This window comes from Dysosmobacter segnis, from assembly GCF_014297285.1.
Taxonomy (GTDB): Bacteria; Bacillota; Clostridia; order Oscillospirales; family Oscillospiraceae; genus Oscillibacter; species Oscillibacter segnis.
This window is the reverse complement of sequence record NZ_JACOQI010000010.1, coordinates 54,981-78,442: the sequence shown is the minus strand read 5'-3', so window position 1 is coordinate 78,442 and position 23,462 is coordinate 54,981. Positions and strand designations below refer to the sequence as shown.

Here is a 23,462-nt window from a genome sequence, read left to right as displayed (position 1 = left end):
GAAAGAGACGCCTGGGGGCGTCTCTTTTTTGCGTGTTCGGCTGTGGGGGGCGGGGAAGCTCAGCAGGTGACACGGGTGCCGGTTTTACCGTCGATGCCGTCCCGGGCCTTTTCCAACAGGGTAATGAGGGCGGTGCGGCCGGGCTTGGATTCCGCAAATTTGACGGCGGCTTCCACCTTTGGAAGCATGGAGCCGGGAGCAAACTGCCCCTCGCCTATATAAGTGCGGGCTTCCTCCGGCGTCAGGGTATCCAGCCATTTCTGGTTCGGTTTGTTGAAGTTCACAGCCACCTTTTCCACGGCGGTGAGGATGATGAGCATATCGGCATCCAGATGCTCCGCCAGCAGCTCCGAGGCGAGATCCTTGTCGATGACTGCGGCGGCGCCCTTGAGATGGTGATTGTCCGTGGCGATGACGGGAATCCCACCGCCGCCGCAGGCGATGACCACGTTATCTGCCTCCGCCAGCGCCCGGATGGTGGTCAATTCCACTACGGCTAAGGGTTTGGGAGAGGCCACCACCTGCCGCCAGCCCCGGCCTGCGTCCTCCGCAATGTGCCAGCCCTTTTCGCGGGCCATCTGCTCAGCTTCCTCTTTCGTCATGAACGCGCCGATGGGCTTGGTGGGGTGTTGAAAGGCGGGATCGTTTCCATCCACGACCACCTGCGTCAGCACCGTGGCGACGCCCTGCTGAAGACCCCGATTCAAAAGCTCCTCCTTCAGGGCGTTTTGCAGATCGTAGCCGATATAGCCCTGACTCATGGCCACGCACATGGACAGGGGCATCACATCGGCGGACGGCTCCTGCCTGCAGTAGGCGGCGAAGGCATTCTGGATCATGCCCACCTGGGGGCCGTTGCCGTGGGCCACCGCTACCGTGTGCCCGGCTTCTACCAGATCCGCAATGGCCTTGGAGGTCTCCTTTACCGCCAGCATCTGTTCCGGCAGATTTTTGCCCAGCGCGTTGCCGCCCAGGGCGATGACGATTCGTTTACCCATACTGTTGCTCCTCATTCCTGACAATTTCTGACAATGGATAATCATAGCGGGGATACTGATGCAATCAGTATCCCCGCTATTGTCGTTTTTATGAGGGTTCAACAGGAAATATAAGACTTAGAACCGCTTGCGGCTGTCATTGGCACCATCCAATGCCCGCAGACAGGAGACAGGGTCCTTTACCTGACTCATGAGGATCATGGCGGCGATGATATAGGGCTTGAAGCTGGCCTCCTTGTAGAGGGGTACCAGATACCGGTCGAACACGGAGGCGTCCACCTCGCCCTCCTTGCAGGAAACGCCGGTGATATCGGCGGGCAGGCAGTGGAGATACAGGGCCTTGCCGTCCTTGGTGCGCTTCATCATTTCCTCAGAGCAGGTCCAGTTCTTGAACTGGGCATTCTGGGCCAGCAGCTTCTGCTCCAGCGCGTCGATGCCCGCCTGATCGCCGGCGGCGTACAGCTTGGTACGCTGTTCCATAGCGGCGAAGGGCGCCCAGCTCTTGGGATAGACGATATCCGCGCCGTCGAAGGCCTCCTCCATGGTGGCGACCTTCTTGTAGCTGCCGCCGGTGGCAGCGGCATTCTTCTTGGCAATCTCCTCTACCTCAGGCATGACGTCATAGCCCTCGGGGTGAGCCAGCACCACATCCATACCGAAGCGGGTCATCAGGCCGATGACGCCCTGCGGGACGGACAGGGGCTTGCCGTAGGAGGGAGAATATGCCCAGGTCATAGCGATCTTCTTGCCCTTCAGATTCTCCACACCGCCGAACTGGTGGATCATGTGGAGCATATCCGCCATACACTGGGTAGGGTGGTCCACATCGCACTGGAGGTTTACCAGCGTGGGCCGCTGCTCCAGAATGCCGTCCCGGTAGCCTTCATCCAGGGCATCCATAAAGGTTTTCTGATATTTGTGACCCTCACCGATGAACATATCGTCTCGGATGCCGATGATGTCCGCCATGAAGGACACCATGTTGGCGGTTTCCCGAACGGTCTCGCCGTGGGCGATCTGAGACTTCTTTTCGTCCAGATCCTGAACCTCCAGACCCAGCAGATTACAGGCGGAGGCAAAGGAGAAGCGGGTGCGGGTGGAGTTGTCCCGGAAGATGGAGATACCCAGACCGGAATCAAAGATCCGGGTGGACTGATTCCGCTCCCGGAGATCCCGCAGCGCATCGGCTACGGTGAAGATGGCCTCCAATTCCTCATCAGTCTTGTCCCAAGTCCAATAAAAGTCGGACTTATACATATTGTTGATGTGCAAACGCTCTAAACGGCGGGCCAATTCGATCGTTTTAGACATAATTCCATCTCCTATTCATGAACATAGTTACTGGATGTCATTGTCGGTCAGGGACTGACGGAATTCCGTGGCGTTCTCGGTTTTCTCCTCCGTTTTGTACAGGCCGGGCACGGCGGCGTACAGGGCGGCGCAGGTCACGAGGTCCTGTTTCCAAGTGATCTCGTTGGGCGCATGGGCCTGCGATTCCGCGCCGGGGCCGAAGCCCACGCAGGGGATGCCGTACCGGCCCTGAATGGACACGCAATTGGTTGAGAAGGTCCACTTGTCGATGAGGGGGCGGTTCCGCAGGTGCATGGCGTCGTATTTGGGGTCGGCGTCAGCGTGGCCGATGCGCACCTCGCCCCAGAGGGCCTTGTGGGCATCGGCCAGCGCCTGCACGTGAGCGGCGCTCTCCTTGTTGATCCAGGTGGGGAAGAAGCACTCGGTCTCGTAGACCTCGCCGGTCCAGGAGGGCCGGTCATACATGTACATACTGACCTTTACATCATCCTTATACTTTTGGACGGCGGGCAGAGCCTCGATCTCCTTCAGGCAGGAATCCCAGGTCTCGCCGGCGGTCATGCGGCGATCCACGGAAATGGCGCAGCTATCCGCCACAGCGCAGCGGGAGGGAGAGGTATAGAAGATCTGGGACACGGTGCAGGTGCCACGGCCCAGGAACTGAGCGTCCTCGGCGTGCTCCGGGTTGAATTCCGGATTCAGCATTTTCACGAGCCCCTTGATCTCATTGGAGGGGCCGTCGCCGTTTTCATTGAGGGAGCGGATGTTCTGGATGATGTCCGCCATCTTGTAAATGGCGTTGTCGCCCCGCTCAGGGGCGGAGCCGTGGCAGGAGATGCCCTTTACATCCACCCGGATCTCCATGCGGCCCCGGTGGCCCCGGTAGATGCCGCCGTCAGTGGGCTCCGTGGAGATGACAAACTCAATCTTGCTGCGGGCGTCCTCCGGGCCGTTGAAGTCCTTGTTGACGATGTACTGCCAGCACATGCCGTCGCAGTCCTCCTCCTGGACGGAGCCCACTACCATGATCTTGTAGCCTGCGGGAATCAGGTTCAGCTCCTTCATGATCTTCACGCCGTACACGGCGGAGGCCATGCCGCCCTCCTGATCGGAGCCGCCCCGGCCGTAGATCACGTCCTCGGTCTCATAGCCTTCGTAGGGGTCGGCTTCCCAGTTGGAGAGGTTGCCGATGCCCACGGTATCGATGTGGGAGTCGATGGCGATGATCTTCTCGCCGTCTCCCATCCAGCCGATGACGTTGCCCAGACCGTCCACTTCCACCTTGTCGTAGCCAAGCCGCTCCATCTCCGCTTTGATGCAGTGAACAACCTCCCGCTCCTCGCAGCTCTCGCTGGGATGGGAGATCATTTCCCGCAGAAAGCGGGTCATGTCCGCCTGATAATTTTGGGCCGCAGCCTTGATCGCTTCAAAATCCATATCATTACCCTCCATGATCCGGTTTTATAAAGTGCGTATGCAGGGGGTGCTTTCACTCTTATCATAGCACGATTCCCAATGGTGTCAAACAAAATTTGCGTCTGGCGATTTCCGCAAAAAGCGCAGGATCACACCCGTGAAAAACCGAGAAAAATCTGCCTGCGAGGGAAGAAAAAAGAGAGACCGCTGCCAGGGTATAGCAGCTCGGTCAGGCACAGCCTGCCGCACATTCGGAGGCCATAAAATACTGTCAGCTGTGTGGTCATCCCGGCATGGTCAGCGTCCTGCGGCAAATCGCTAGCAATCGGGCAGGCTTGAAGCTCAATGCCGGGAATTCCACCAGTTGGTGTACGCCGCCGCGTAGTTGGTCTTAAACCCCAACACGCCGCGCGTAACCATTTTTTCCCACCAATCGGGATAATCTCCCAGATTCGAGAACACATGGATCCCATGCTCTCCCAGCCAGCGAACATCCTCGCAGGTAAACGCATCCGCGTTGAGCCCCACTTCAAACAGATCCATGTTCGGGATCATCCGCTTGGCTTCCTCCGTTAAGCGGCGCATATTAGCCCCCATCCGCAAACCGGTTGGCTTTCCGTTTTTGCGAACCGCCGCCTGCATTTCTCCCACGTAAACCGGATCTCCGGAAAAGAGAATGTAGCTGCAGGTATTGGGAGATCTACTGAGCAATTCCAGTATCGGTCCAGCAAGGCCGGGGGCTTTGACTTCAACTTCCACCGTGATGCTTTTGCGCTGAGCGGTGAGCCATGCGTCAAAATCGGAAAAGCGCATCAAATGGGCCATGCGCCCATCTTCCGCAAGGGCCGTTTCGTAGTCTCGGCCCTCAACCTGACCCATGACAAGCTTTGGCAGCGTTGCCAGCAATTGGATCTCGGAATGCTCCGGTGGCACTTCGCTCAGCAGGTGATTTGCGTAAGGCAATTCGATTTTCTGGATCTCATCCCAGGTCAGATCTCTGATCCGGCGATTTGATCCGCCGTCTGGATGGCCGAGCGTCATCCGGGTGAAATTGCTGTCGTGGGCAATGACGATCTCGCCGTCTCTGGTCATTTGGACATCAATTTCGATCCCCTCGTATCCGCCGTCCACAGCTCCCTGGAAAGCGCCCAGCGTGTTTTCAGGCGCAGCCTGGACTAAGCCGCGATGAGCGAACCGCTGCGGCCCGGTATATGCGTTTACATTTTTCATGGCCTTGTACTCCTCGTGTTTTTTTGGGGTGTTATAACCGGGATCATGCCACGGAAGAAAGCGGGGGTGCAGAATACGCGCGGATATCCCGATAAAAGTGAGCATTGCGCGCTTCGATCCGGCAATTTCTTCACCGGAAGGGTAGGGGATACCCAATTATAGGGCAGATCTCAGAGAGGTGCAATGTAAAATTTCGATCGGGTCATTTGTTTGCCCCGCGATCATCGTATTTCTGCATCGATGAAATAGCCTGCGACAAAATGGAAAGCGCTTGCGCAATAGTTTGCGTTGGCGTTGCGTTGGTGCTGCGTTGGCTTAACTATGCAAGGTGCATAAAATTAATGCACTTGTTCTATTGTAATATGCCAAATATATATTAAATTCTTGACTTTTTCTTATGGAAAATATATCATAAAAAACAGGAGGACTGAAAACGTTTGCGATAGCAAGCCGCACCTCCACGCAAGAGGAAAGAGAGGGATCCTGTCCACGATGAAACCATTAGATCAGTCTTATTCGAAATCCAGGCGTTTCAAGAATCAGGTCAAGGCAGTCGTAACCAACCCCTATAACGTGATCGTGCTGGTTGCCATTGTTTTGCTGACTTATTTGATCGTTCTTCCCCTGGTAGACATGCTCTCCACCACGTTCCAGCTCGCGCAGCGGGACCTGAGAGCCACCGGCGGCACCATGGCCGACGTAGGCAAATTTACCCTGTACTATTGGCAGCGGCTGCTGGCCAGTGACCTTTCCTGGAATCTGCTGTTCAAGCCCCTGCTGAACTCCCTGACCATCGGCGTCGGCGTTTCCGTATGCGCCATCGCCCTTGGCTCCATACTGGCCTGGCTGATGGTCCGCAGCGACCTTCCCTTCAAGCCCTTCTTCTCCTTGGCGGTGATCATCCCCTATATGATCCCCTCCTGGGTCAAGTCTCAGGCATGGCTGAGTATGTTCAAGACCCCCCGCGTCGGCGGCGCTCCCGGCTTTATCGCGGCCCTCATGATGAATGCGGGCGTATCCACGGAGCAGATCGAAGCCATTCTGTCTCCCATCGCTTACGGCCGTCTGGCGATCATCATTGTGCTGACACTCCACTATTACGCATATACATATCTGCTGGTGTCCGCAGCACTGAACTCCATCAACTCCGAGCTGGAGGAGATGGGCGAGATCCAGGGAGCCAGCAAGCCCCTGATCCTGCGGAAGATCACCCTGCCTCTGGTGCTGCCCGCTATGCTTTCCGCGGTGATCCTGACCTTCTCCAAGGCCATCGGTACCTTCGGCACCATCAACTATCTGGGTTCTCCCGTCAGCTTCCGGACGCTGTCCAGCGAGCTGTATTCCAACAGTAAGTCCCAGAACACGCAGACGGCCTTCGCCATGGCCATCCTGATGATCTGCATCGCTTCTCTGTCGGTGTTCATCAACCAGCGGCTCATCGGCGCCCGCAAGTCCTACGCCACCATCGGCGGCAAGGGCGGACGGTCCACCCCCATCGGTCTGGGCGGCTGGAAGCCCATTGTGACCATCATCCTGTTCATCTTCTTCATCGTCGGCATCATCATGCCGGTGATCATCCTGATCCTGGAGAGCTGCATGCTGAAGGAGGGCACCTATTCTCTGTCCAACTTCACGCTGTACTACTGGATCGGCGAGGGTGATCCCAACATCATGGAGGGCGTCTCCGGCATCTTCAAGAATGAAACCTTTATGATGTCTCTGGTGAACTCCCTGAAGCTGACCCTTGTCAACGGCGTGTTCGGCACCATCTTCGGTCAGATGCTCGGTTACATCTGCGCCAAGGGCCGCGGCAAGCTCCACGGCAAGCTGGTGGAGCAGCTGGTGTTTATCCCCTACCTGATCCCCTCCGTGGCGTTCGGCGGCATTTACCTGTCCATGTTCTCCAAGCCTCAGACGCTCTTCGGCGTAACGCTCATTCCGGCCCTGTACGGCACCTTCGCCCTGCTGACGCTGACCTCCGTGGTCAAGCATCTGCCCTTTGCCTCCCGCGCCGGTACCTCCAACATGCTGCAGATCAGCGGCGAGCTGGAGGAGGCCGCCACCATTGAGGGTGCAGGCTTCTTCAAGCGCTTTGTCAAGATCGTGTTCCCCCTGTCCAAGGGCGGCTTTATTTCCGGCTTCATGCTGATCTTCGTTTCCATTATGAAGGAATTGGATCTGATCATCCTGATCATGACGCCCAAGACTTCCACGCTGCCGTATCTGGCGTTCCAGTACCAGAACCAGAATTGCCCGCAGGCTTCTAACTGCGTGGCCATCGTGATGTTCTCCATCGTGTTCCTGGTATACGCACTGGCAAATATCTTCGGAGACGCAGACCTGGCCAAGAGCATGGCCGGCTGAGATGAGATAAAAAAGAGGAGACGAGACCATGAGTAAAATTGAACTGACTCATATTGATAAATATTACGGCAAAAACCACGTTCTGAAGGATCTGAACCTCACCATCGAGGACGGCGACTTCATGACCCTGCTGGGGCCCTCCGGCTGCGGCAAGACCACCACCCTCCGCGTGGTCTCCGGCCTGGAAAAGCCCCAGAACGGCATCATCCTGATGGACGGCAAGGAGATCGTCAACGCGGCGGAAGCTTCTTTCGCCCCGCCCAGCAAGCGCAACCTGAATCTGGTGTTCCAGTCCTACGCGCTGTGGCCCCACATGACCGTGTTCGACAACGTGGCCTTCGGCCTGCGTATCCGCAAGGAAAACAGCGAGACCATCGCCAAAAAGGTCGCCAGCGCTCTGGACCGTATGCAGATCGGTGAATTCGCCAAGCGCTATCCCACCGAGCTGTCCGGCGGTCAGCAGCAGCGTGTGGCCATCGCCCGCGCCATTGTTTCCGAGCCCAGACTGCTTCTGCTGGATGAGCCCCTTTCCAATCTGGACGCCAAGCTCCGCGTGGATATGCGCGCCGAGCTGAAGCGGCTCCATCACGAGACCGGCACCACCATCATCTACGTCACCCACGATCAGGTGGAGGCGCTGACCATGTCCACCCGCATCGCCCTGTACCGCAAGGGCGAGCTGGTGCAGGTCGCACCGCCTCTGGAACTGTATGACAACCCTGTGAACCTCTACACGGCCGACTTCATCGGCAACCCCAGCATCAACTTCGTCAAGGGCACCGCTCAGGTGGAGGCCGGCGGTATGCGGGTCGATAGTCCTCTCGGTCAGATGGGCTTCGAGCGGGGCGATATGACCGAGGCTGCACCCCAGTCCGGCAGCGTCGATGTGACCATCGGCGTCCGGCCCGAGCAGCTGTCCATCAGCCGTCAGGCGGATGACGCGCATTGGGTGGAAGGCCACGTTTACTCCGGTATGCCCGCCGGTTCCGAAACGCTGGTCAGCGTCCGGGTGGGCGACACCATGCTGACGGTCAAGGAGCTTGGCTCCACCCACTACGCCAGCGACGAGCCGGTGTATCTGGGCTTCAATCCCAAGAAGGTCAATGTTTTCGAGACCAAGAGCGAGAATCTGATCAAATACTGCGTGTAAATTTGTACCACTGCGGCAGAGTCCGCGAAAATAAAAATCTGATTTGGAGGAAAAGAACATGTTGAAGCGCAAAAAGCTCCTGGCGGCACTGTTGGCTGGCACGATGATGCTGAGCCTGGTCGGCTGCGGAAAGAAAGCCGACACGTCCGGCGACACCACCGACCCCGGCACTCCCCCTGCGGAAACCCAGCTGACCCCCTGGGAAGAAGCTTCTCAGATCTACAACACCGAGGAAACCGATGAGGAGCTGTATCAGAAGGCCCTTGATGAGGGCGGCACCGTGACCCTGTACTCCATCTCCTCCAGATGCACCAAGGTGGAGGCCGCTTTCGAGGAAAAGTATCCCGGCATTGACTGCGTTCCCTTCGACATCTCCACCAACGAGCTGCTGGAGAAGGTCACCCGTGAGTACGATGCCGGCCAGCATGTAGCCGACGTTGTCCACATCAAGGACCAGGACGGCTCCATGTGGAACATGTATGTGGCCAACAAGACGTTCTACAACTATCAGCCTGCTGACATCTTCGCCCACATCGACCCCAGCTACACTGCGACCGCCACGCCCCTGTACATTGAGCTGACCCAGCTGTTCTACAACACGGAGGCTTATCCCGACGGTTCTCCCATCACCAACATCTGGCAGCTGACCGAGCCCCAGTGGAAGGGCAAGATCATGATGCAGAATCCTCTGGATAACCTGTCCTGGGGCTCCTGGATCACCGGCTTCTGCGTAGGCGAGGAGCCGAACCGTCTGGCCGAGGCTTATAAGGCCCTGTACGGCGAAGAGCTGAAGCTGTCCGACGGCTGCGAGAACGCCGGTTATGAGTTCCTGAAGCGTCTGCACGCCAACGAACCGATCTTCACCGCCTCCTCCGACGCGATCGCCGAGGCTGTCGGTACCCCCGGCCAGAAGGATCCCCCCGTTGGCTTCTGCGCTTCCTCCAAGCTCCGCAAGGCCGCCGATAACGGCTGGGTCTTCGCTCCCGTGAATCTGGAGCCTGACACCGGTATCCCCGCTGTCAACACCCTGTACGTTGTGGAAGGCTGCGAGCATCCTGCCGCCGCCAAGCTGCTGATCCGCTTCATGATGGGCGGCATCGACGGTGACACCTCTGGTTACAAGCCCTTCAACACTCTGGGCGGCTGGCCTGTCCGCGATGACATCGAACCCGCCGAGGGCTCCACTCCCTTCTCCGAGATCAACGTTGCTCCCTTTGACGCCAACGAGATCTTTGTGAATTACAACACCGTCCGCGATTTCTGGCAGATGTTGGGCTGATCGGTCCTTCCATCCGCTGACTGTATGTAAGCAAGAGCGGCGGACGATCGTCCGCCGCTCTCTTCATCCCAAAAGCTTTTTAGGACGAAGAGAGCGCAGGCTCTCCGCTTCATTTTCAAAACTGCGAGGTATCTATGAGCTTCTTTATCGACAAGCATGGCCGCAGAAAAAGCCCCATTGCGCTGGCGGCGTGCGGTGCGGCCCTGTTGGATCTGGCCGTTTACTTCTGTACAGCCGCGCTTCTGGCGGGACCGCTGTACCGGACCGTCTCTTTCGGCGGCGAAACGGTCACCTCCATGCTCCACACCATCATCATCACGGTCATCAGCACGCTGCTCTGCTGCCTGTTGTTCCTGTTGAAGGACAAGCGGGTGGCGCCCTACGGCTTTGCCGGACTAGCTGTGATCCTGCTGATGTTCTGCGCGGCGGCGTGGATGCTGCCGCAGGAGACGAGAGGCTCTATGCTGCGCCTGTTTCTGACGGTCGGCCTGCCGCCGGTGCTGCTTGGCAACGCCGTCAGCTGGCCCATCTACCGAAGGCTGCGGAAGGCACATCCCGAGTATTTCGTCAGAAAGACCATCTCGGAGGAGCTGAAAGAGGCGGTGGAACAGGAGCAGAAAAAGAAGCCCGCTGCAAAGCCGGTATCCGATCCGGTCCAGACGCCGGAGCCGGATATCTCTCCCACAGAGGCCCTGTTTGGTCCGGAAAGCTCCGGAACGGCTCCCGGTGCGTTCCATAACGCCCAGGATGAGGCCATGCTGTTTTACGAAGACGATGACGATGAATCATAAATAATGACCGGTAAGGAGGACCCACCAATGCTGAATACCGTTTTATTCGATATGGGCGGCACATTAGAGGACATCTGGAACACTCAGGAGACTCAGGCGAAAGCCATGGATGCGCTGCAGAAAACCCTGCAGGCGCACGGCCTGGAGCCGGGATGCAGCCCGGAGGAGTTTGACCGCCGGGTCATGGCTGGCCTGAAAGAATACAAGCGCTGGAGCGAGGGCCTGGAATTGGAGAAGAAGCCGGAGGAGATCTGGCCGGATTACTATCTGAAAGAATTTGGTTTCGATCGGGAAAAGCTGATCCCCATTACGGAGGAACTGGCCAATCTCTGGGAGGTGACCTATTACCACCGGGAGCTGCGGGGCGACGTTCTGGAAACGCTGGAAGCGCTGAAGGCCCGCGGCTACCATATCGGCATCATTTCCAACAATGCCTCCCTTTACAACGTGTTCAACATGCTGGAGGAGTATGGCATCCGGGGCTGCATGGAGGATGTGACGGTTTCCAGCGTGACCGGCTATCGCAAGCCCCATCCGGAGATCTTCCGCATTTCTCTGCGGCAGATGCAGACCACTGCCGAGAACTGCGTGTATGTGGGCGATACGATCTCCCGCGACATCATCGGCGCCAAGCAGGCGGGCTTCGGCAAAGCCGTTCAGATCGTTTCCGCCCTCTCTGCTCAAAAAGACGCGGCAACGGCACCGGATGCGGAAAAGCCCGACCTTGTGATCCAGAATCTTCTGGACATGATTCCTTGGCTGGATCAGATCAACCCCGATATGCACATCGACGAAGCCCAGCAGTCCTCCGGAATGTTCGTTCCGTTTTTCTGAATGAACGCAGCGTGACGTTAGGGCAAGAGCTATCAGCAGATCAGCGCATCATAGCCATCCAACGGAGAGAAGCACAGTTGAATACTGAAAAAAGCGGATGCACGTCTCAGGCGTGCATCCGCTTTTGCATAGCAAAATAAGAAATGTGCCATTTCCTCGCCCCTGCGAGGCAACCGGAAATGATGCACGAAAGCTTCATGCACTGGCATTTGTGCATGTTCGTGGTGCGCTGCTCTTGCATGAAGCTTTATACCGAAAACTACTCGCTGGGCGAGTCGTTCAATAGGAGCTTCTGCCGATGAGGAAAAATAAAACTTTCTCAGTTATGGTAGAAATACGGTCTGGCAAGGCTTCTTTGAACGCAAGCTATAGTATGCTGTTCTCCGTTACGCACAGAGTGAAATGTAATAACGCAGGTGTCTGCCATCTATTGCTATATGGCAGACACCTGCAAAAGTGCCGATTTCAAAAGTCCACGGGTCTTATCAAAGCAATCCCTAAAAATAGGATGATCGGTTTATTGATCCGTGTTTTCCTGAGGCAGGATCAGGTTCAGCAGAACTGCCATAATTGTGGCAATGACCACCGGCGTCTTACCGAAAATAATCGTAATGCTCTCTGGGAACTGGCTCAACGCAGACGAGGATTGAGAGATACCAACGCCCAACGCAGCCGACAGCCCTACAATGGTAGTATTGCGGGGGGAGATGGTTTCGGACGCGATCAGCTTCATGCCGGTCATAGCGATGGTGGAAAATACGGTGATGGTCGCTCCACCCAGCACGCATTGCGGAATCGTCGTTAAAATAGCTGAAAATTTAGGAATCAGACCCGCAAGCAGCAAAAATCCGCCGGCCAAAGCAAAAACCACCCGATTAACGACCTTATTTGTAGTAACAATACCTACATTTTGCGAATAGGTCGCTGTTGGCAGGCTGCCGAAAAATGCCGACAGCACATTGGTCAGGCCATAGGTAACAATACCGCCCTGCAGCTCTTGATCCGTGGGTTCCCGGTTCAACCCTCCCACCGTGGTGGCGGTCAAATCGCCAATCGCTTGAATCGCGTTGATGGCGAACAGAAGGGCGAGCGCGATGCAGGCCGAGAACTCAAACTTGATGCCGAAATGCATGAATTTGGGAAGGGAGAACCACGCCGCATCTCTCACTTCAGAGAGATCCACCATGCCAAACACAGCGGCGACAATATACCCGGCGATCATGCCCAGCAGAATGGCGGCAAGCTTGCAGATGCCCTTGCCCTTGTTGGACATGACCATCACAACGATCAGAGTGAACGCCGCCACCGCCCAGTTTTGCCATGAGCCGTGAACCAGCGCGGAGGTCAAGCCCTTTCGCAGCACGACTACCTCGTAAGTATTCCCGGCACCGCCAGCCATATAATTGATGGCGGTAGGATAGAGAGAAAGACCGATCGTGAACACCACCGTGCCGGTGATGATGGGTGGGAAAAATCTGCGGATCTTCTTCACAAAAACACCCACAACAGCGGCAACGATACCGCCAACGACCATTGCACCCGCAATGGTGGCAATGTCTCCGCCGCCGCCAACGATGGCCTGCATACTGGGCAAGTAAGCAAAGCTGATGCCGAACATTACAGGAAGTCCGGAACCCAGCTTGCCGCCAATGGGGAATAACTCGATCAGGGTCGTCACTGCGGACATGACCAAGGATACCTGAATGAGCAGAACGCGTTCACTCTGCGGTAATCCAAGCGCGTTGGCAATAATGATCGCCGGGGTAACACAGCCGACGATCATAGCGACTAAGTGTTGCAGTGCCAAGGAGATCGACATTCCAAGGGGCGGAATACCATTGAGCTGAAATAGTGCTTCGCGGCTGTAGTTACATTGTTTCATAAATCGTTTCCCTCGCTATCATCTAACTGGCAACAGAGGCGTATTTATTAAAATTTCCCTCATCAAAGCCTGAATTTTTGACAAAGTATACAAACTATTATAACCGAAAACCGCAGAAAGTCAACAGCTTGTCCTATAAGGCGCTTTGCGTGAACATCTTATAATGCGAGAACGGCAGCCTTGCGCTGAAACTGGCAATTTCCGTTAGTCCGTTTGAGCAATTCGATTCTGGCTTTGAACTTGGGGGTTGTGACTACCTGAGATCCAGAGGATTTGCGATAGATATGCAAGCTGCTCCGGCTGAAAAAGGGCACTGACATGATTTGCATAGAAAAAAGGGGGGAAGAGGGGGGAGAATCCCTACACGATTGACCAATTTTTAAAACTGTACTGATTTGAGCACTATCTGGGCTATGCCCGGATAGTACTCTTTGGTTGCGGGCGATTATTTGAGTATTCCGCGCGAGATTGCGCACCTCAACCGCTCAAATTGAGCATCCATTCCGGCGGGATTGAGCACCCTTGCCGCCGTCGTTGAGCACTGCGGTAAAATGTAGATATGCACCGTATTTTACGGTGTAAATATCTGCAAGGAGGTTACCTGTATGACCAATTACCGCGAGATCCTCAGGCTCCATAGCCTGGGACTCAACAAGACCGAGATCGCGTTAAGCTGCCAGTGCGCTCGGAACACTGTGGCAGCAACCCTGCAGCGGGCAGCAAACTGCGGCCTGCAATGGCCGCTGCCGGAGGAAATGTCGGATAAGCAGCTCTCAGAGCGGCTGTTTCCGTCCAGCACCTCAACGCCTGTCTACAAGATGCCGGACTACGAGTGGGTGCACCGTGAGATGCAGAAGAACGGCGTCACCTTGAGCCTGCTGTGGGTGGAATACTGTGAGCAGTGCCATCAGAACGACGAACTGCCCTACAAATCCACCCAGTTCAATAAATATTACGCGGACTATGTCCACAAAACGAAAGCCACCGTGCACTTTTCGTGCTGTTCCCGGAGCTTGAAGATCTCGTCGGCAATCTCGTCGTAGGCTTCTTTGCTATTGGCTTTTTTGAGAAGCTCTTTTTGGAGTCTCTGCAGTCTTTCATTGATACCATCAGCGGTATTTTGCTGAGCGCTTCGGATCACCTTTGCGATGTTCTGCTGGAGCTGCGCCTGGTAGGTTGACTTATCGCCAAGGAGCGTGTTGATTGCCTGAACTACCACATTTTCCAATACCGGCTCATTGACGATTCTTGCGTGGCATTCCTGTCCGGTTGGCTCCAGTCTACTGATGCAGCGCCAGACGATGGATTTGCAGCCGCGATTGTTACAGTGAATTCTGCGGAACATTTCACCGCATTCGCCGCAAATGACAATCTGTGCAAAGCAGTGGTTGCAGCTGTAGGAGCGCTTTTTGCCATTGGCACTGGTTTTGACCACTCGCCTGCGTACCAGCTCTTCCTGTACCCGCAAGAAGATGTCCTTTGGAATGATTGCTTCGTGGTTGCCCTCCACATAGTATTGCGGAACAATGTCATTGTTCTTCACTCTGGTTTTATTCAGGAAGTCTATGGTGTAGGTTTTCTGTAGAAGCGCATCGCCGATATATTTCTCATTGTGCAGGATCTTGTTGATGGTGCTGGTCCACCATTTTGTTTTGCCAGCGCCGGTGAGGATGCCGTCTGCTTCCAGACCTTTTGCAATCCGGTCCATAGAGTAAAGGCATTGTCGTAAAGAAGCTCCTCGGTTACCGCCGCTGTTTTCAGAAGCTGGACGGCACCTTCCGGCCCCCTGAACCCAAACCGGAAACGGATGTCCCGCAATCGGGGAATGGTCCCGGAGTACAGGCAGCGGAAGGCGAATTACCTGATTTGAATGAAATATCCGATTCCGGTAAAAGCAGACGGAGAGCAGATATAGCATACGAAGAACCCTTGGCGCAGCCTGAATAGGCTGCGCCTTTTGCATATAAAAGCGGACAAAGACGAGCGCATCGGTTCAGATGCGCCCGCCTTTTCTGCACTTATTCTTGCTGCTTGGCCCGCTGCTTTGCAACACTTGCGTGATGCTTTGCTTTGGATGTTTCCCCATGGGGCAGGCCCCACGGGGGCCCCTCGATTTCACTCAAATTGCCCGAAATGAATCTGGGCAATTTCAAGGTTTCACTTTGCGAAACGCCTGTACGTCGCATTTGCGGCGGCATGACCATGCCTCAGAACAATCCGGTGATCTTTCCGTCCTTGTCCACGTCGATCTTTTCGGCAGCGGGGACCTTGGGAAGACCCGGCATGGTCATGATGTCACCCGTGAGGGCCACGATGAACCCGGCGCCAGCGCTGACCTTCAGGTTCCGCACGGTGACGGTGAAGCCCTCGGGCGCACCCAGCAGAGTGGGATCGTCGGACAGGGAATACTGGGTCTTTGCCATGCACACCGGCAGATCGCCGAAGCCCAGATCAAAGAGCTGCTGGGCCTGCTTCTGGGCGGCGGGGGTCAGGACGGCCTGCGCGCCGCCGTAGACCCGGTTTACAATGGCGTTGAGCTTATAGATGAGAGAGGTGTTGTCGGGATAGGCGAAGGTGAACTCCTCCGGGGTGGGCTGCTCCGGGCAGGGCTCCTCGCACAGGCGTACCACTTCGGCAGCCAGGGCCTTGCCGCCCTCGCCGCCCTTGGCCCAGACCTCGGACAGCACAGCGCGGACACCCAGCTCCCGGCACTTGTCCTCCACCAGCTGCAGCTCGGCTTCCGTGTCGGTGGGGAAGGCGTTGACCGCCACCACGCAGGGCAGGTGGAAGGTGTTGCGGATGGTGTCTACGTGATGGAGCAGATTGGGCAGGCCCTTTTCCAGCGCGTCCAGATTCTCGTGGTTCAGCTCGGCCTTGGGCACGCCGCCGTGGCTTTTCAGTGCCCGGACAGTGGCTACCACCACCACGGCACTGGGCCGCAGGCTCGCCAGACGGCACTTGATGTCCAGGAACTTTTCCGCGCCCAGATCCGCGCCGAAGCCGGCCTCAGTCACAGCGTAATCGCCCAGCTTCAGGGCCATGCGGGTGGCGGTGACGGAGTTGCAGCCGTGGGCGATGTTGGCGAAGGGACCGCCGTGGATCAGCGTGGGCGTACCCTCCAGTGTCTGCACCAGATTGGGCTTCAGTGCGTCCTTCAGCAGGGCGGTCATAGCGCCCTCTGCCTTCAAATCGTGGGCGGTGACAGGCTTGCCGTCATAGGTGTAGGCCACGATCATCCGGCCCAGCCGTTCTTTCAGATCGGTGATGCCGCTGGCGAGACACAGCACCGCCATGACCTCGCTGGCCACGGTGATGTCAAAGCCGTCCTCCCGAGGAACGCCCTGCATTTTGCCGCCGATGCCGTCAATGATGTGGCGGAGCTGGCGGTCATTCATATCCACGCAGCGCTTCCAGGTGATCTGCTTTACGTCAATGCCCAGAGCGTTGCCCTGCTGAATGTGGTTATCCAGCATGGCGGCCAGCAGGTTGTTGGCCGCGCCGATGGCGTGGAAATCGCCGGTGAAGTGGAGGTTGATGTCCTCCATGGGGACCACCTGAGCGTAGCCGCCGCCGGCGGCGCCGCCCTTGACGCCAAACACGGGACCGAGAGACGGTTCCCGCAGAGCGGCCACGGCGCTTTTGCCCAGCTTCCGCAGACCGTCGGCCAGACCCACGGAGGTGGTGGTCTTGCCCTCGCCTGCCGGGGTGGGGTTAATGGCGGTCACCAGGATCAGTTTGCCGTCAGGCCGGTCGGCCCGATCCTTCAGCAGACGGTGATCGATCTTGGCCTTGTAGCGGCCATACTGTTCCAGATATTCCTCATCGATCCCCGCGGTGGCGGCGATCTCCGTGATGGGGCGCATCCGGCACTGCTGGGCGATCTCAATATCAGTCAACATGATCCGTGTCCTCCCGTTCTCAAATGTCAAAATACTTCTTCGCAGACTGGAACAGCTTCATATCATAGCAGCCGTCCACGTTTTTGTAAAGGCCGTCGGCCACACGCTCGGAGTGGCCCATCTTGCCCAGCACCCGGCCGTCGGGAGACATGATGCCCTCCACAGCCCAGATGGAGCCGTTGGGGTTTACGTCCACGTCCATGCCGGGGACACCGTGCTCGTCCACATACTGAGTGACGATCTGGCCGTTGTCAGCCAGCTTCCGAACCAGCTCCTCACTGCACAGGAACCGGCCCTCGCCGTGGGAGATGGGGACGGTGTAAATATCGCCCACCTGCGTCCCTGCCAGCCATGGAGAGCGGTTGGAGGCAACGCGGGTCCGCACCAGACGGGACTGGTGGCGGCTGATGGTGTTGAAGGTCAGGGTGGGGCAGGTCTCGTCGGTGTCGATGATCTCACCGTAGGGGACAAGACCCAGCTTGATGAGCGCCTGGAAACCGTTGCAGATGCCCAGCATCAGGCCGTCCCGGTTTTTCAGCAGGTCCATGGCGGCGTCCCGCACCTCCGGGTTGCGGAAGAAGGCGGTGATGAACTTGGCGGAGCCGTCCGGCTCGTCACCACCGGAGAAACCGCCGGGGACGAAAATGATCTGGCTGTTCCGGGCTGCCTTGGCGAAGCGGCTGATGGAGTCGGCCACGCCCTGAGCGGACTGGTTGTTCAGCACCAGGATCTCAGGTTCCAATCCGGCCCGCTGAACGGCACGGGCGGAGTCATATTCGCAGTTGGTACCGGGGAACACGGGGATCAGCACCTTGGGGACCGCCACGCCAGCTTTGGGAGCCGTCCGGGGAGCGGCGGGGGCGGAGAGCACGGGAACCTCCGCCGGATCGGCGATGGTACGGCTGGGATAGACAGATTCCAGAACGCCCTCGTTCAAAGCCAGAAGCTCGGAAATGGGGGCGCTGTCATCGGCGATCCGCACCACAGGCTCGGTGGTGGTGATGCCCAGACGGAGAGCGCCCTCCACGTCCTCGGTCAGTTCCGCTACGATGGCGCCGGGATACAGGGTGTTCCAATCCAAGTCGGCGTTTTCGGCGGTGAAGCCGATCTCGTTGCCGAAGGACATCTTCATCACGCCCTCAGCAAGACCGTTTTCCACGGCCCACGCCGCCCGGACCTTGCCGGCCAGCGCCAGATCATGCAGCCGCTCCCATGCCGCCTTGACACTATCTGCGTCCGTGCCGGAGAACAGGTAAACGGGATGGCCCGCTTCCTTGAACTCAGGAGAAAGCACCTCGCCAGTTTTCAGCGGCGCAATGGCGAAGGAGATCAGCGTGGGCGGCACGTCCAGATCCAGGAAGGTGCCGGACATGGAGTCCTTACCGCCAATAGCGGCGGCGCCCAGCTCCAGCTGCGCGTCCACAGTGCCCAGCAGAGCGGAGAAGGGCTTGCCCCAGCGCTCCGGCTCATTGCGGAGCTTTTCAAAGAACTCCTGGAAGGAGAGATAGGCTTTTTTGTAGTCCGCACCGGCGGCCACCAGCTTGGCCATAGAGGTGTAGACCGCGTTGTAGGCTCCGGTGTAGGGGTCGGTGCAGGTCTGCTCCGGGTCGCAGCCCCAGGCCATGACGCTGGCCTGATCCGTTTCCTGGCCGGGCAGGACGGGGAATACGGCGGCCATAGCCTGTGCCGGGGTGCGCTGTGTCCGGCCGCCGAAGGGCATGAGGATAGACCCAGCGCCGATGGTGCTGTCGAACCGCTCCACAAGGCCGCGGCGAGAGGCGCACTTCAGGCTGGAGGCCATCTCCCGGAGGGACTGGAACCGGGGCTTTGCCAGCTCGGCGCGGTCCTTCTCTGCCACGCGGACCCCGGCGTGCTTCACAGCGCCGTTGGTGTTCAGGAAATCACGGCTCAGGTCGGCGATGACCGTGCCGTTCCATTCCATGACCATCCGGGCCTCATCAGTGACCACAGCCACCCGGTAGGCTTCCAGATTTTCCGATTCGGCGGCGGCGATGAAGGCGTCCACATCCTCGGGGGCCACCACCACGGCCATGCGCTCCTGAGATTCGGAGATGGCCAGCTCCGTGCCGTCCAGACCGTCATACTTCTTGCGAACGGCGTCCAGATCGATCCGCAGGCCGTCCGCCAGCTCGCCGATGGCAACGCTGACGCCGCCGGCGCCAAAGTCGTTGCACCGCTTGATGAGGCGGGTCACGGCGCTGTCCCGGAACAGGCGCTGGATCTTGCGCTCCTCGGGGGCGTTGCCCTTCTGGACCTCGGAGGCCATGGTGGAGAGGGATTTCAGGTTGTGGCTCTTGGAGGAGCCGGTTGCGCCGCCGATGCCGTCCCGGCCGGTGCGTCCGCCCAGCAGAATGACCACATCTCCGGGGGCGGGGCACTCACGGCGGACGTTATAGGCGGGAGCCGCCGCCACCACCGCGCCGCATTCCAGACGCTTGGCGATGTAGCCCTCGTGGTACAGCTCCGCCACATGGCCGGTGGCCAGACCGATCTGGTTGCCGTAGGAGGAATAGCCCGCAGCGGCGGTCTGGCACAGCTTCCGCTGAGGCAGCTTGCCGGAGAGGGTCTGGTCGAGGGAGGCACGGGGGTCTCCCGCACCGGTCACCCGCATGGCCTGATGGACGTAGGCACGGCCGGACAGGGGGTCCCGGATGCAGCCGCCGATGCAGGTGGCCGCGCCGCCGAAGGGCTCGATCTCCGTGGGGTGGTTGTGGGTCTCATTTTTGAACATCAGCAGCCAGTCCTGGGCTTCGCCGTCCACCGTGGCGGTGACATGGATGGAGCAGGCATTGATCTCCTCGCTCTCGTCCAGCTCCGGCAGCAGGCCCCGCTTTTTCAGAACCTTCGCGCCGATGGTGGCAATGTCCATCAGGGTCTGAGGCCGCTTGGCGGCCTTTTCCTCGCCGTAGACCTCCACCCGTGCGGCCAGATACCGCTCGTAGGCGGCCTGAATGGCCGCGTCATGAATTTCCACCTGGTCGATGTGGGTGGAGAAGGTGGTGTGGCGGCAGTGGTCGGACCAGTAGGTGTCTACCACCCGGATCTCGGTGATGGTGGGGTCCCGCCCCTCGTCATCCCGGAAATAGCCCTGCAAAAATTTCAGATCGTCCAGATCCATGGCAAGACCCAGCTCGTCCCGCAGAGCGTCCAGCGCGGCAGCGTCCATGGAGGTGAAGCCCTCCACGGTCCGGACGGTGGTAGGAATATCGTATTCCATCCGCAGGGTCTCCGGCAACTCCAGAGACGCCTCCCGGCTCTCCACCGGGTTGATGACATACTTCTTGACGGCCTCGACCTGCTCCGCCGTCAGCTCACCCTCCAGAACATATACCCGGGCGGTGCGGACCGTGGGCCGCTCGCCTTGGGATAAGATCTGGATGCACTGGGCGGCGGAGTCCGCCCGCTGGTCATACTGGCCGGGCAGATACTCTACGGCGAACACCGTGTCTCCCTGAGGCACTTCACTCGTCACCGTGTCCAGCTGGGGCTCGGACAGCACCGTTTGAACGGCGTAGTCGAACAGTTCCCGGCTGATGCCCTCCAAATCATAGCGGTTGAACAGCCGCAGACCCGTCAGGGATTGGATACCCAGAAATGCCCGCAGATCCTCCAACAGAGCGCGGGCTTCGTTAGCCAGCGCTTCTTTCTTTTCTACATATACTCTGTAAACCATGCCTGCCCTTGCTCCCTTCAGTGTTCCAGCGCTTTCAGGGCGCGCTGGCCGATATCGTGACGGTAGAAGGCATTGTCGAAATGAACGCTCTCCACCCGCTCATAGGCTTTTTCAATGGCGCTTTTCAGATCCGCCGCCGTGGCGGTAACGCCCAGCACCCGGCCGCCGCTGGTCAGCAGACGGTCCTCCTCCCGCTTCGCTCCGGCCACATAGGTGTGGGCGGCAGTCTCGGCGGGCATGGTGATGGCGAAGCCCTTTTCATAGTGCTCCGGATAGCCGCTGGATGCCATGATGACACAGCAGGCGGCGCCGTCGGAGAACTTCACCTCAGTTTCTGCCAGCGTTCCGTTCCGGCAGGCCTGCATGATCGTCAGCAGATCGCTTTTCAGGAGGGGCAGGACCACCTGTGTCTCCGGATCACCGAAGCGGCAGTTATACTCAATGACCTTGGGGCCTTTCGGCGTCAGCATCAGTCCGAAGTAGAGGCAGCCCCGGAAGGTACGGTTTTCCGCGTTCATGGCCTCCATGGTGGGCAGAAAAATGGTCTCCATGCACACGTGGGCCATGTCCTCGGTGTAGTAGGGGTTGGGGGCCACGGTGCCCATGCCGCCGGTATTCAGACCCTCGTCATGGTCATGGGCCCGCTTGTGGTCCATGGAGGACACCATGGGGACCACGGTCTTGCCGTCGGTAAAAGCCAGCACGGAGACCTCCGGGCCGGTGAGGAATTCCTCAATGACCACCTGATTTCCGCTGTCGCCGAAGGCGCGGTCCAGCATGATGGATTCCACGGCGGCAACGGCATCCTCCCGGGTCTCAGCGATGAGCACGCCCTTGCCCAGGGCCAGACCATCGGCCTTGACCACCACGGGCAGGGCGCAGGACTTCACATAGTCCATCGCGGCGGCAGCATCGGTAAATACCTGATACTCCGCCGTGGGGATCCCGTATTTTTTCATCAGGTCCTTGGAAAAGACCTTGCTGCCCTCAATGATGGCGGCCTTCGCCTCCGGGCCGAAGCAGGGGATCCCAGCGGCCTCCAGCGCGTCCACCGCACCCAGCACCAGCGGATCGTCCGGCGCCACCACGGCGAAGTCAATGCTGTGGGTCTTGGCAAAGTCCACCTGCGCGGAAATATCCTTCGCGCCGATCTCCGGGACGCACACAGCGTCAGCAGCGATGCCGCCGTTGCCGGGAGCGCAGTAGATCGTCTCCACAGCGGGATTCTCTTTCAATTTTTTGACGATGGCGTGCTCACGGCCGCCGCCGCCGATAACCAGAAGGTTCATGGTTCCCTCCCTGAATGATTTTTAGCTGCTGCCCCGCAGACGTCTTCCGCAAACCGGTAAGGTGTTTACGGGGGAATGTGCGGGGCAGCGGAACGGATCTGCGTTTGCGTCTGTGCGGACGCGGAAGCTTTGAATTGTACGGCGGCTCAGTGATGGAACAGCCGTGCGCCGGTGAAGGCCAGCACCATGCCGTATTTGTCGGCGGTGGCGATGACATGGTCATCCCGGATGGAGCCGCCGGGCTCGGCAATGTAGGTCACGCCGGACTTTCTGGCCCGCTCCACGTTGTCACCGAAGGGGAAGAAGGCATCGCTGCCAACAGTGACGCCGGCCTGCGTGGCGATCCAAGCCTTCTTTTCCTCCGGGGTCAGGACCTCGGGGCGGACCTTGAAGGTGTTCTGCCACACACCGTCGGCCAGCACGTCCTCATACTCGTCGGAGGTGTAGATGTCGATGGCGTTGTCCCGGTCAGGGCGGCGGATGTTGTCTACGAATTGCAGACCCAGCACCTTGGGATGCTGGCGCAGATACCAGTTGTCCGCCTTTTGACCAGCCAGACGGGTGCAGTGGATGCGGCTTTGCTGGCCTGCGCCCACGCCGATGGCCTGACCGTCCTTCACATAGCAGACGGAGTTGGACTGGGTGTATTTCAGAGTGATGAGGGCCACGATCATGTCGATCTTGGCAGCCTCCGGAAGCTCCTTGTTTTCAGAGACGATGTTGGTCAGCATCTCCCTGTCGATCACAAGGTTATTGCGGCCCTGCTCGAAGGTGACGCCGAACACATCCTTGTGCTCCACGGCGGCGGGGACGTAGTCCGCGTTGATCTGGACCACGTTGTAGCCGCCCTTCTTCTTGGTTTTCAGAATTTCCAGCGCCTCGTCGGTATAGCCGGGGGCGATGATGCCGTCGGACACCTCGCCCTTGAGGTACTGGGCGGTGGCGGCGTCGCAGACGTCGGACAGAGCGGCCCAGTCACCGTAGGAGCACAGGCGGTCAGCACCCCGGGCGCGGATATAAGCGCAGGCGATGGGGGAGAGCTCGGCGGCGTCATCCACGAAGTAGATCTTCCGGTCCACCTCGCTCAGGGGCCGTCCCACGGCGGCACCGGCGGGGGAGACGTGCTTGAAGCTGGCGGCGGCGGGCAGGCCGGTGGCGGCCTTCAATTCCTTCACCAGCTGCCAGGAGTTCAGCGCATCCAGCAGGTTGATATAGCCGGGCTTTCCGTTCAAAACGGTAAAGGGCAGGTCAGAGCCGTCCTGCATAAAGACCTTGGACGGCTTCTGGTTGGGGTTGCAGCCATATTTCAGTTCCAACTCGTTCAT

General features: G+C 58.4%; 16 protein-coding genes. 6 read left to right on the top strand and 10 right to left on the bottom strand.

Features of this window, described 5'->3' with window-relative positions; all coding sequences use genetic code 11:
* Positions 1 to 59: 59 nt before the first annotated feature.
* From arcC to H8Z83_RS11215, 4 genes are all read right to left on the bottom strand, one after another.
* Positions 60 to 998 (bottom strand): carbamate kinase, encoded by a 939-nt coding sequence (gene arcC / locus H8Z83_RS11230; protein WP_187015109.1) that lies wholly within the window; start codon positions 996 to 998, stop codon positions 60 to 62.
* Positions 999 to 1,115: 117 nt separating this feature from the next.
* On the bottom strand, positions 1,116 to 2,309 hold the full coding sequence (gene ygeW / locus H8Z83_RS11225) for a knotted carbamoyltransferase YgeW (protein ID WP_187015108.1): 1,194 nt from the start codon (positions 2,307 to 2,309) through the stop codon (positions 1,116 to 1,118).
* A gap of 27 nt (positions 2,310 to 2,336) precedes the next feature.
* Positions 2,337 to 3,746, bottom strand: coding sequence for a YgeY family selenium metabolism-linked hydrolase (locus tag H8Z83_RS11220; protein WP_187015107.1), 1,410 nt, complete (start codon positions 3,744 to 3,746; stop codon positions 2,337 to 2,339).
* A gap of 321 nt (positions 3,747 to 4,067) precedes the next feature.
* Positions 4,068 to 4,955: a glycerophosphodiester phosphodiesterase gene (locus tag H8Z83_RS11215; protein ID WP_187015106.1), complete on the bottom strand. Its 888-nt coding sequence runs from the start codon at positions 4,953 to 4,955 to the stop codon at positions 4,068 to 4,070.
* Positions 4,956 to 5,447: 492 nt separating this feature from the next.
* Between H8Z83_RS11215 and H8Z83_RS11210 the strand changes: the two genes are divergently transcribed.
* The 5 genes from H8Z83_RS11210 (at position 5,448) to H8Z83_RS11190 (ending at position 11,373) form a co-directional block, all read left to right on the top strand.
* Entirely contained in the window at positions 5,448 to 7,319 is a 1,872-nt protein-coding gene (locus H8Z83_RS11210) for an ABC transporter permease (protein WP_187015105.1), read from the top strand.
* Between the two features lie 28 nt (positions 7,320 to 7,347).
* Entirely contained in the window at positions 7,348 to 8,469 is a 1,122-nt protein-coding gene (locus tag H8Z83_RS11205; RefSeq protein ID WP_187015104.1) for an ABC transporter ATP-binding protein, read from the top strand.
* 58 nt (positions 8,470 to 8,527) lie between these two features.
* Positions 8,528 to 9,748, top strand: a complete 1,221-nt coding sequence (locus tag H8Z83_RS11200) for an ABC transporter substrate-binding protein (protein ID WP_187015103.1) — start codon at positions 8,528 to 8,530, stop codon at positions 9,746 to 9,748.
* A gap of 134 nt (positions 9,749 to 9,882) precedes the next feature.
* Positions 9,883 to 10,539: a hypothetical protein gene (locus H8Z83_RS11195; RefSeq protein ID WP_187015102.1), complete on the top strand. Its 657-nt coding sequence runs from the start codon at positions 9,883 to 9,885 to the stop codon at positions 10,537 to 10,539.
* A gap of 27 nt (positions 10,540 to 10,566) precedes the next feature.
* Positions 10,567 to 11,373, top strand: a complete 807-nt coding sequence (locus H8Z83_RS11190; protein ID WP_187015101.1) for an HAD family hydrolase — start codon at positions 10,567 to 10,569, stop codon at positions 11,371 to 11,373.
* 517 nt (positions 11,374 to 11,890) lie between these two features.
* Here H8Z83_RS11190 and H8Z83_RS11185 read toward each other — a convergent pair.
* Positions 11,891 to 13,255 carry a uracil-xanthine permease family protein gene (locus H8Z83_RS11185; RefSeq protein ID WP_187015100.1) on the bottom strand — a complete coding sequence of 455 codons (1,365 nt, stop codon included), beginning with the start codon at positions 13,253 to 13,255 and terminating at the stop codon, positions 11,891 to 11,893.
* Positions 13,256 to 13,860: 605 nt separating this feature from the next.
* Between H8Z83_RS11185 and H8Z83_RS11180 the strand changes: the two genes are divergently transcribed.
* Positions 13,861 to 14,298 (top strand): hypothetical protein, encoded by a 438-nt coding sequence (locus H8Z83_RS11180; protein WP_187015099.1) that lies wholly within the window; start codon positions 13,861 to 13,863, stop codon positions 14,296 to 14,298.
* Here H8Z83_RS11180 and H8Z83_RS11175 read toward each other — a convergent pair.
* From H8Z83_RS11175 to H8Z83_RS11155, 5 genes are all read right to left on the bottom strand, one after another.
* Entirely contained in the window at positions 14,217 to 14,963 is a 747-nt protein-coding gene (locus tag H8Z83_RS11175) for a recombinase family protein (RefSeq protein WP_418481477.1), read from the bottom strand. The genes H8Z83_RS11180 and H8Z83_RS11175 overlap by 82 nt on opposite strands.
* A 499-nt stretch (positions 14,964 to 15,462) precedes the next feature.
* Positions 15,463 to 17,154, bottom strand: coding sequence for a formate--tetrahydrofolate ligase (locus tag H8Z83_RS11170; RefSeq protein WP_187015098.1), 1,692 nt, complete (start codon positions 17,152 to 17,154; stop codon positions 15,463 to 15,465).
* 19 nt (positions 17,155 to 17,173) lie between these two features.
* A complete protein-coding gene (locus tag H8Z83_RS11165) occupies positions 17,174 to 20,848 on the bottom strand; it encodes a phosphoribosylformylglycinamidine synthase (protein ID WP_187015097.1) in 3,675 nt (1,224 codons plus the stop codon).
* Positions 20,849 to 20,865: 17 nt separating this feature from the next.
* Complete coding sequence (gene purD, locus H8Z83_RS11160; protein WP_187015096.1) at positions 20,866 to 22,137, bottom strand: phosphoribosylamine--glycine ligase; 1,272 nt, start codon at positions 22,135 to 22,137, stop codon at positions 20,866 to 20,868.
* A gap of 146 nt (positions 22,138 to 22,283) precedes the next feature.
* Positions 22,284 to 23,462, bottom strand: coding sequence for a phosphoribosylaminoimidazolecarboxamide formyltransferase (locus tag H8Z83_RS11155; protein ID WP_187015095.1), 1,179 nt, complete (start codon positions 23,460 to 23,462; stop codon positions 22,284 to 22,286).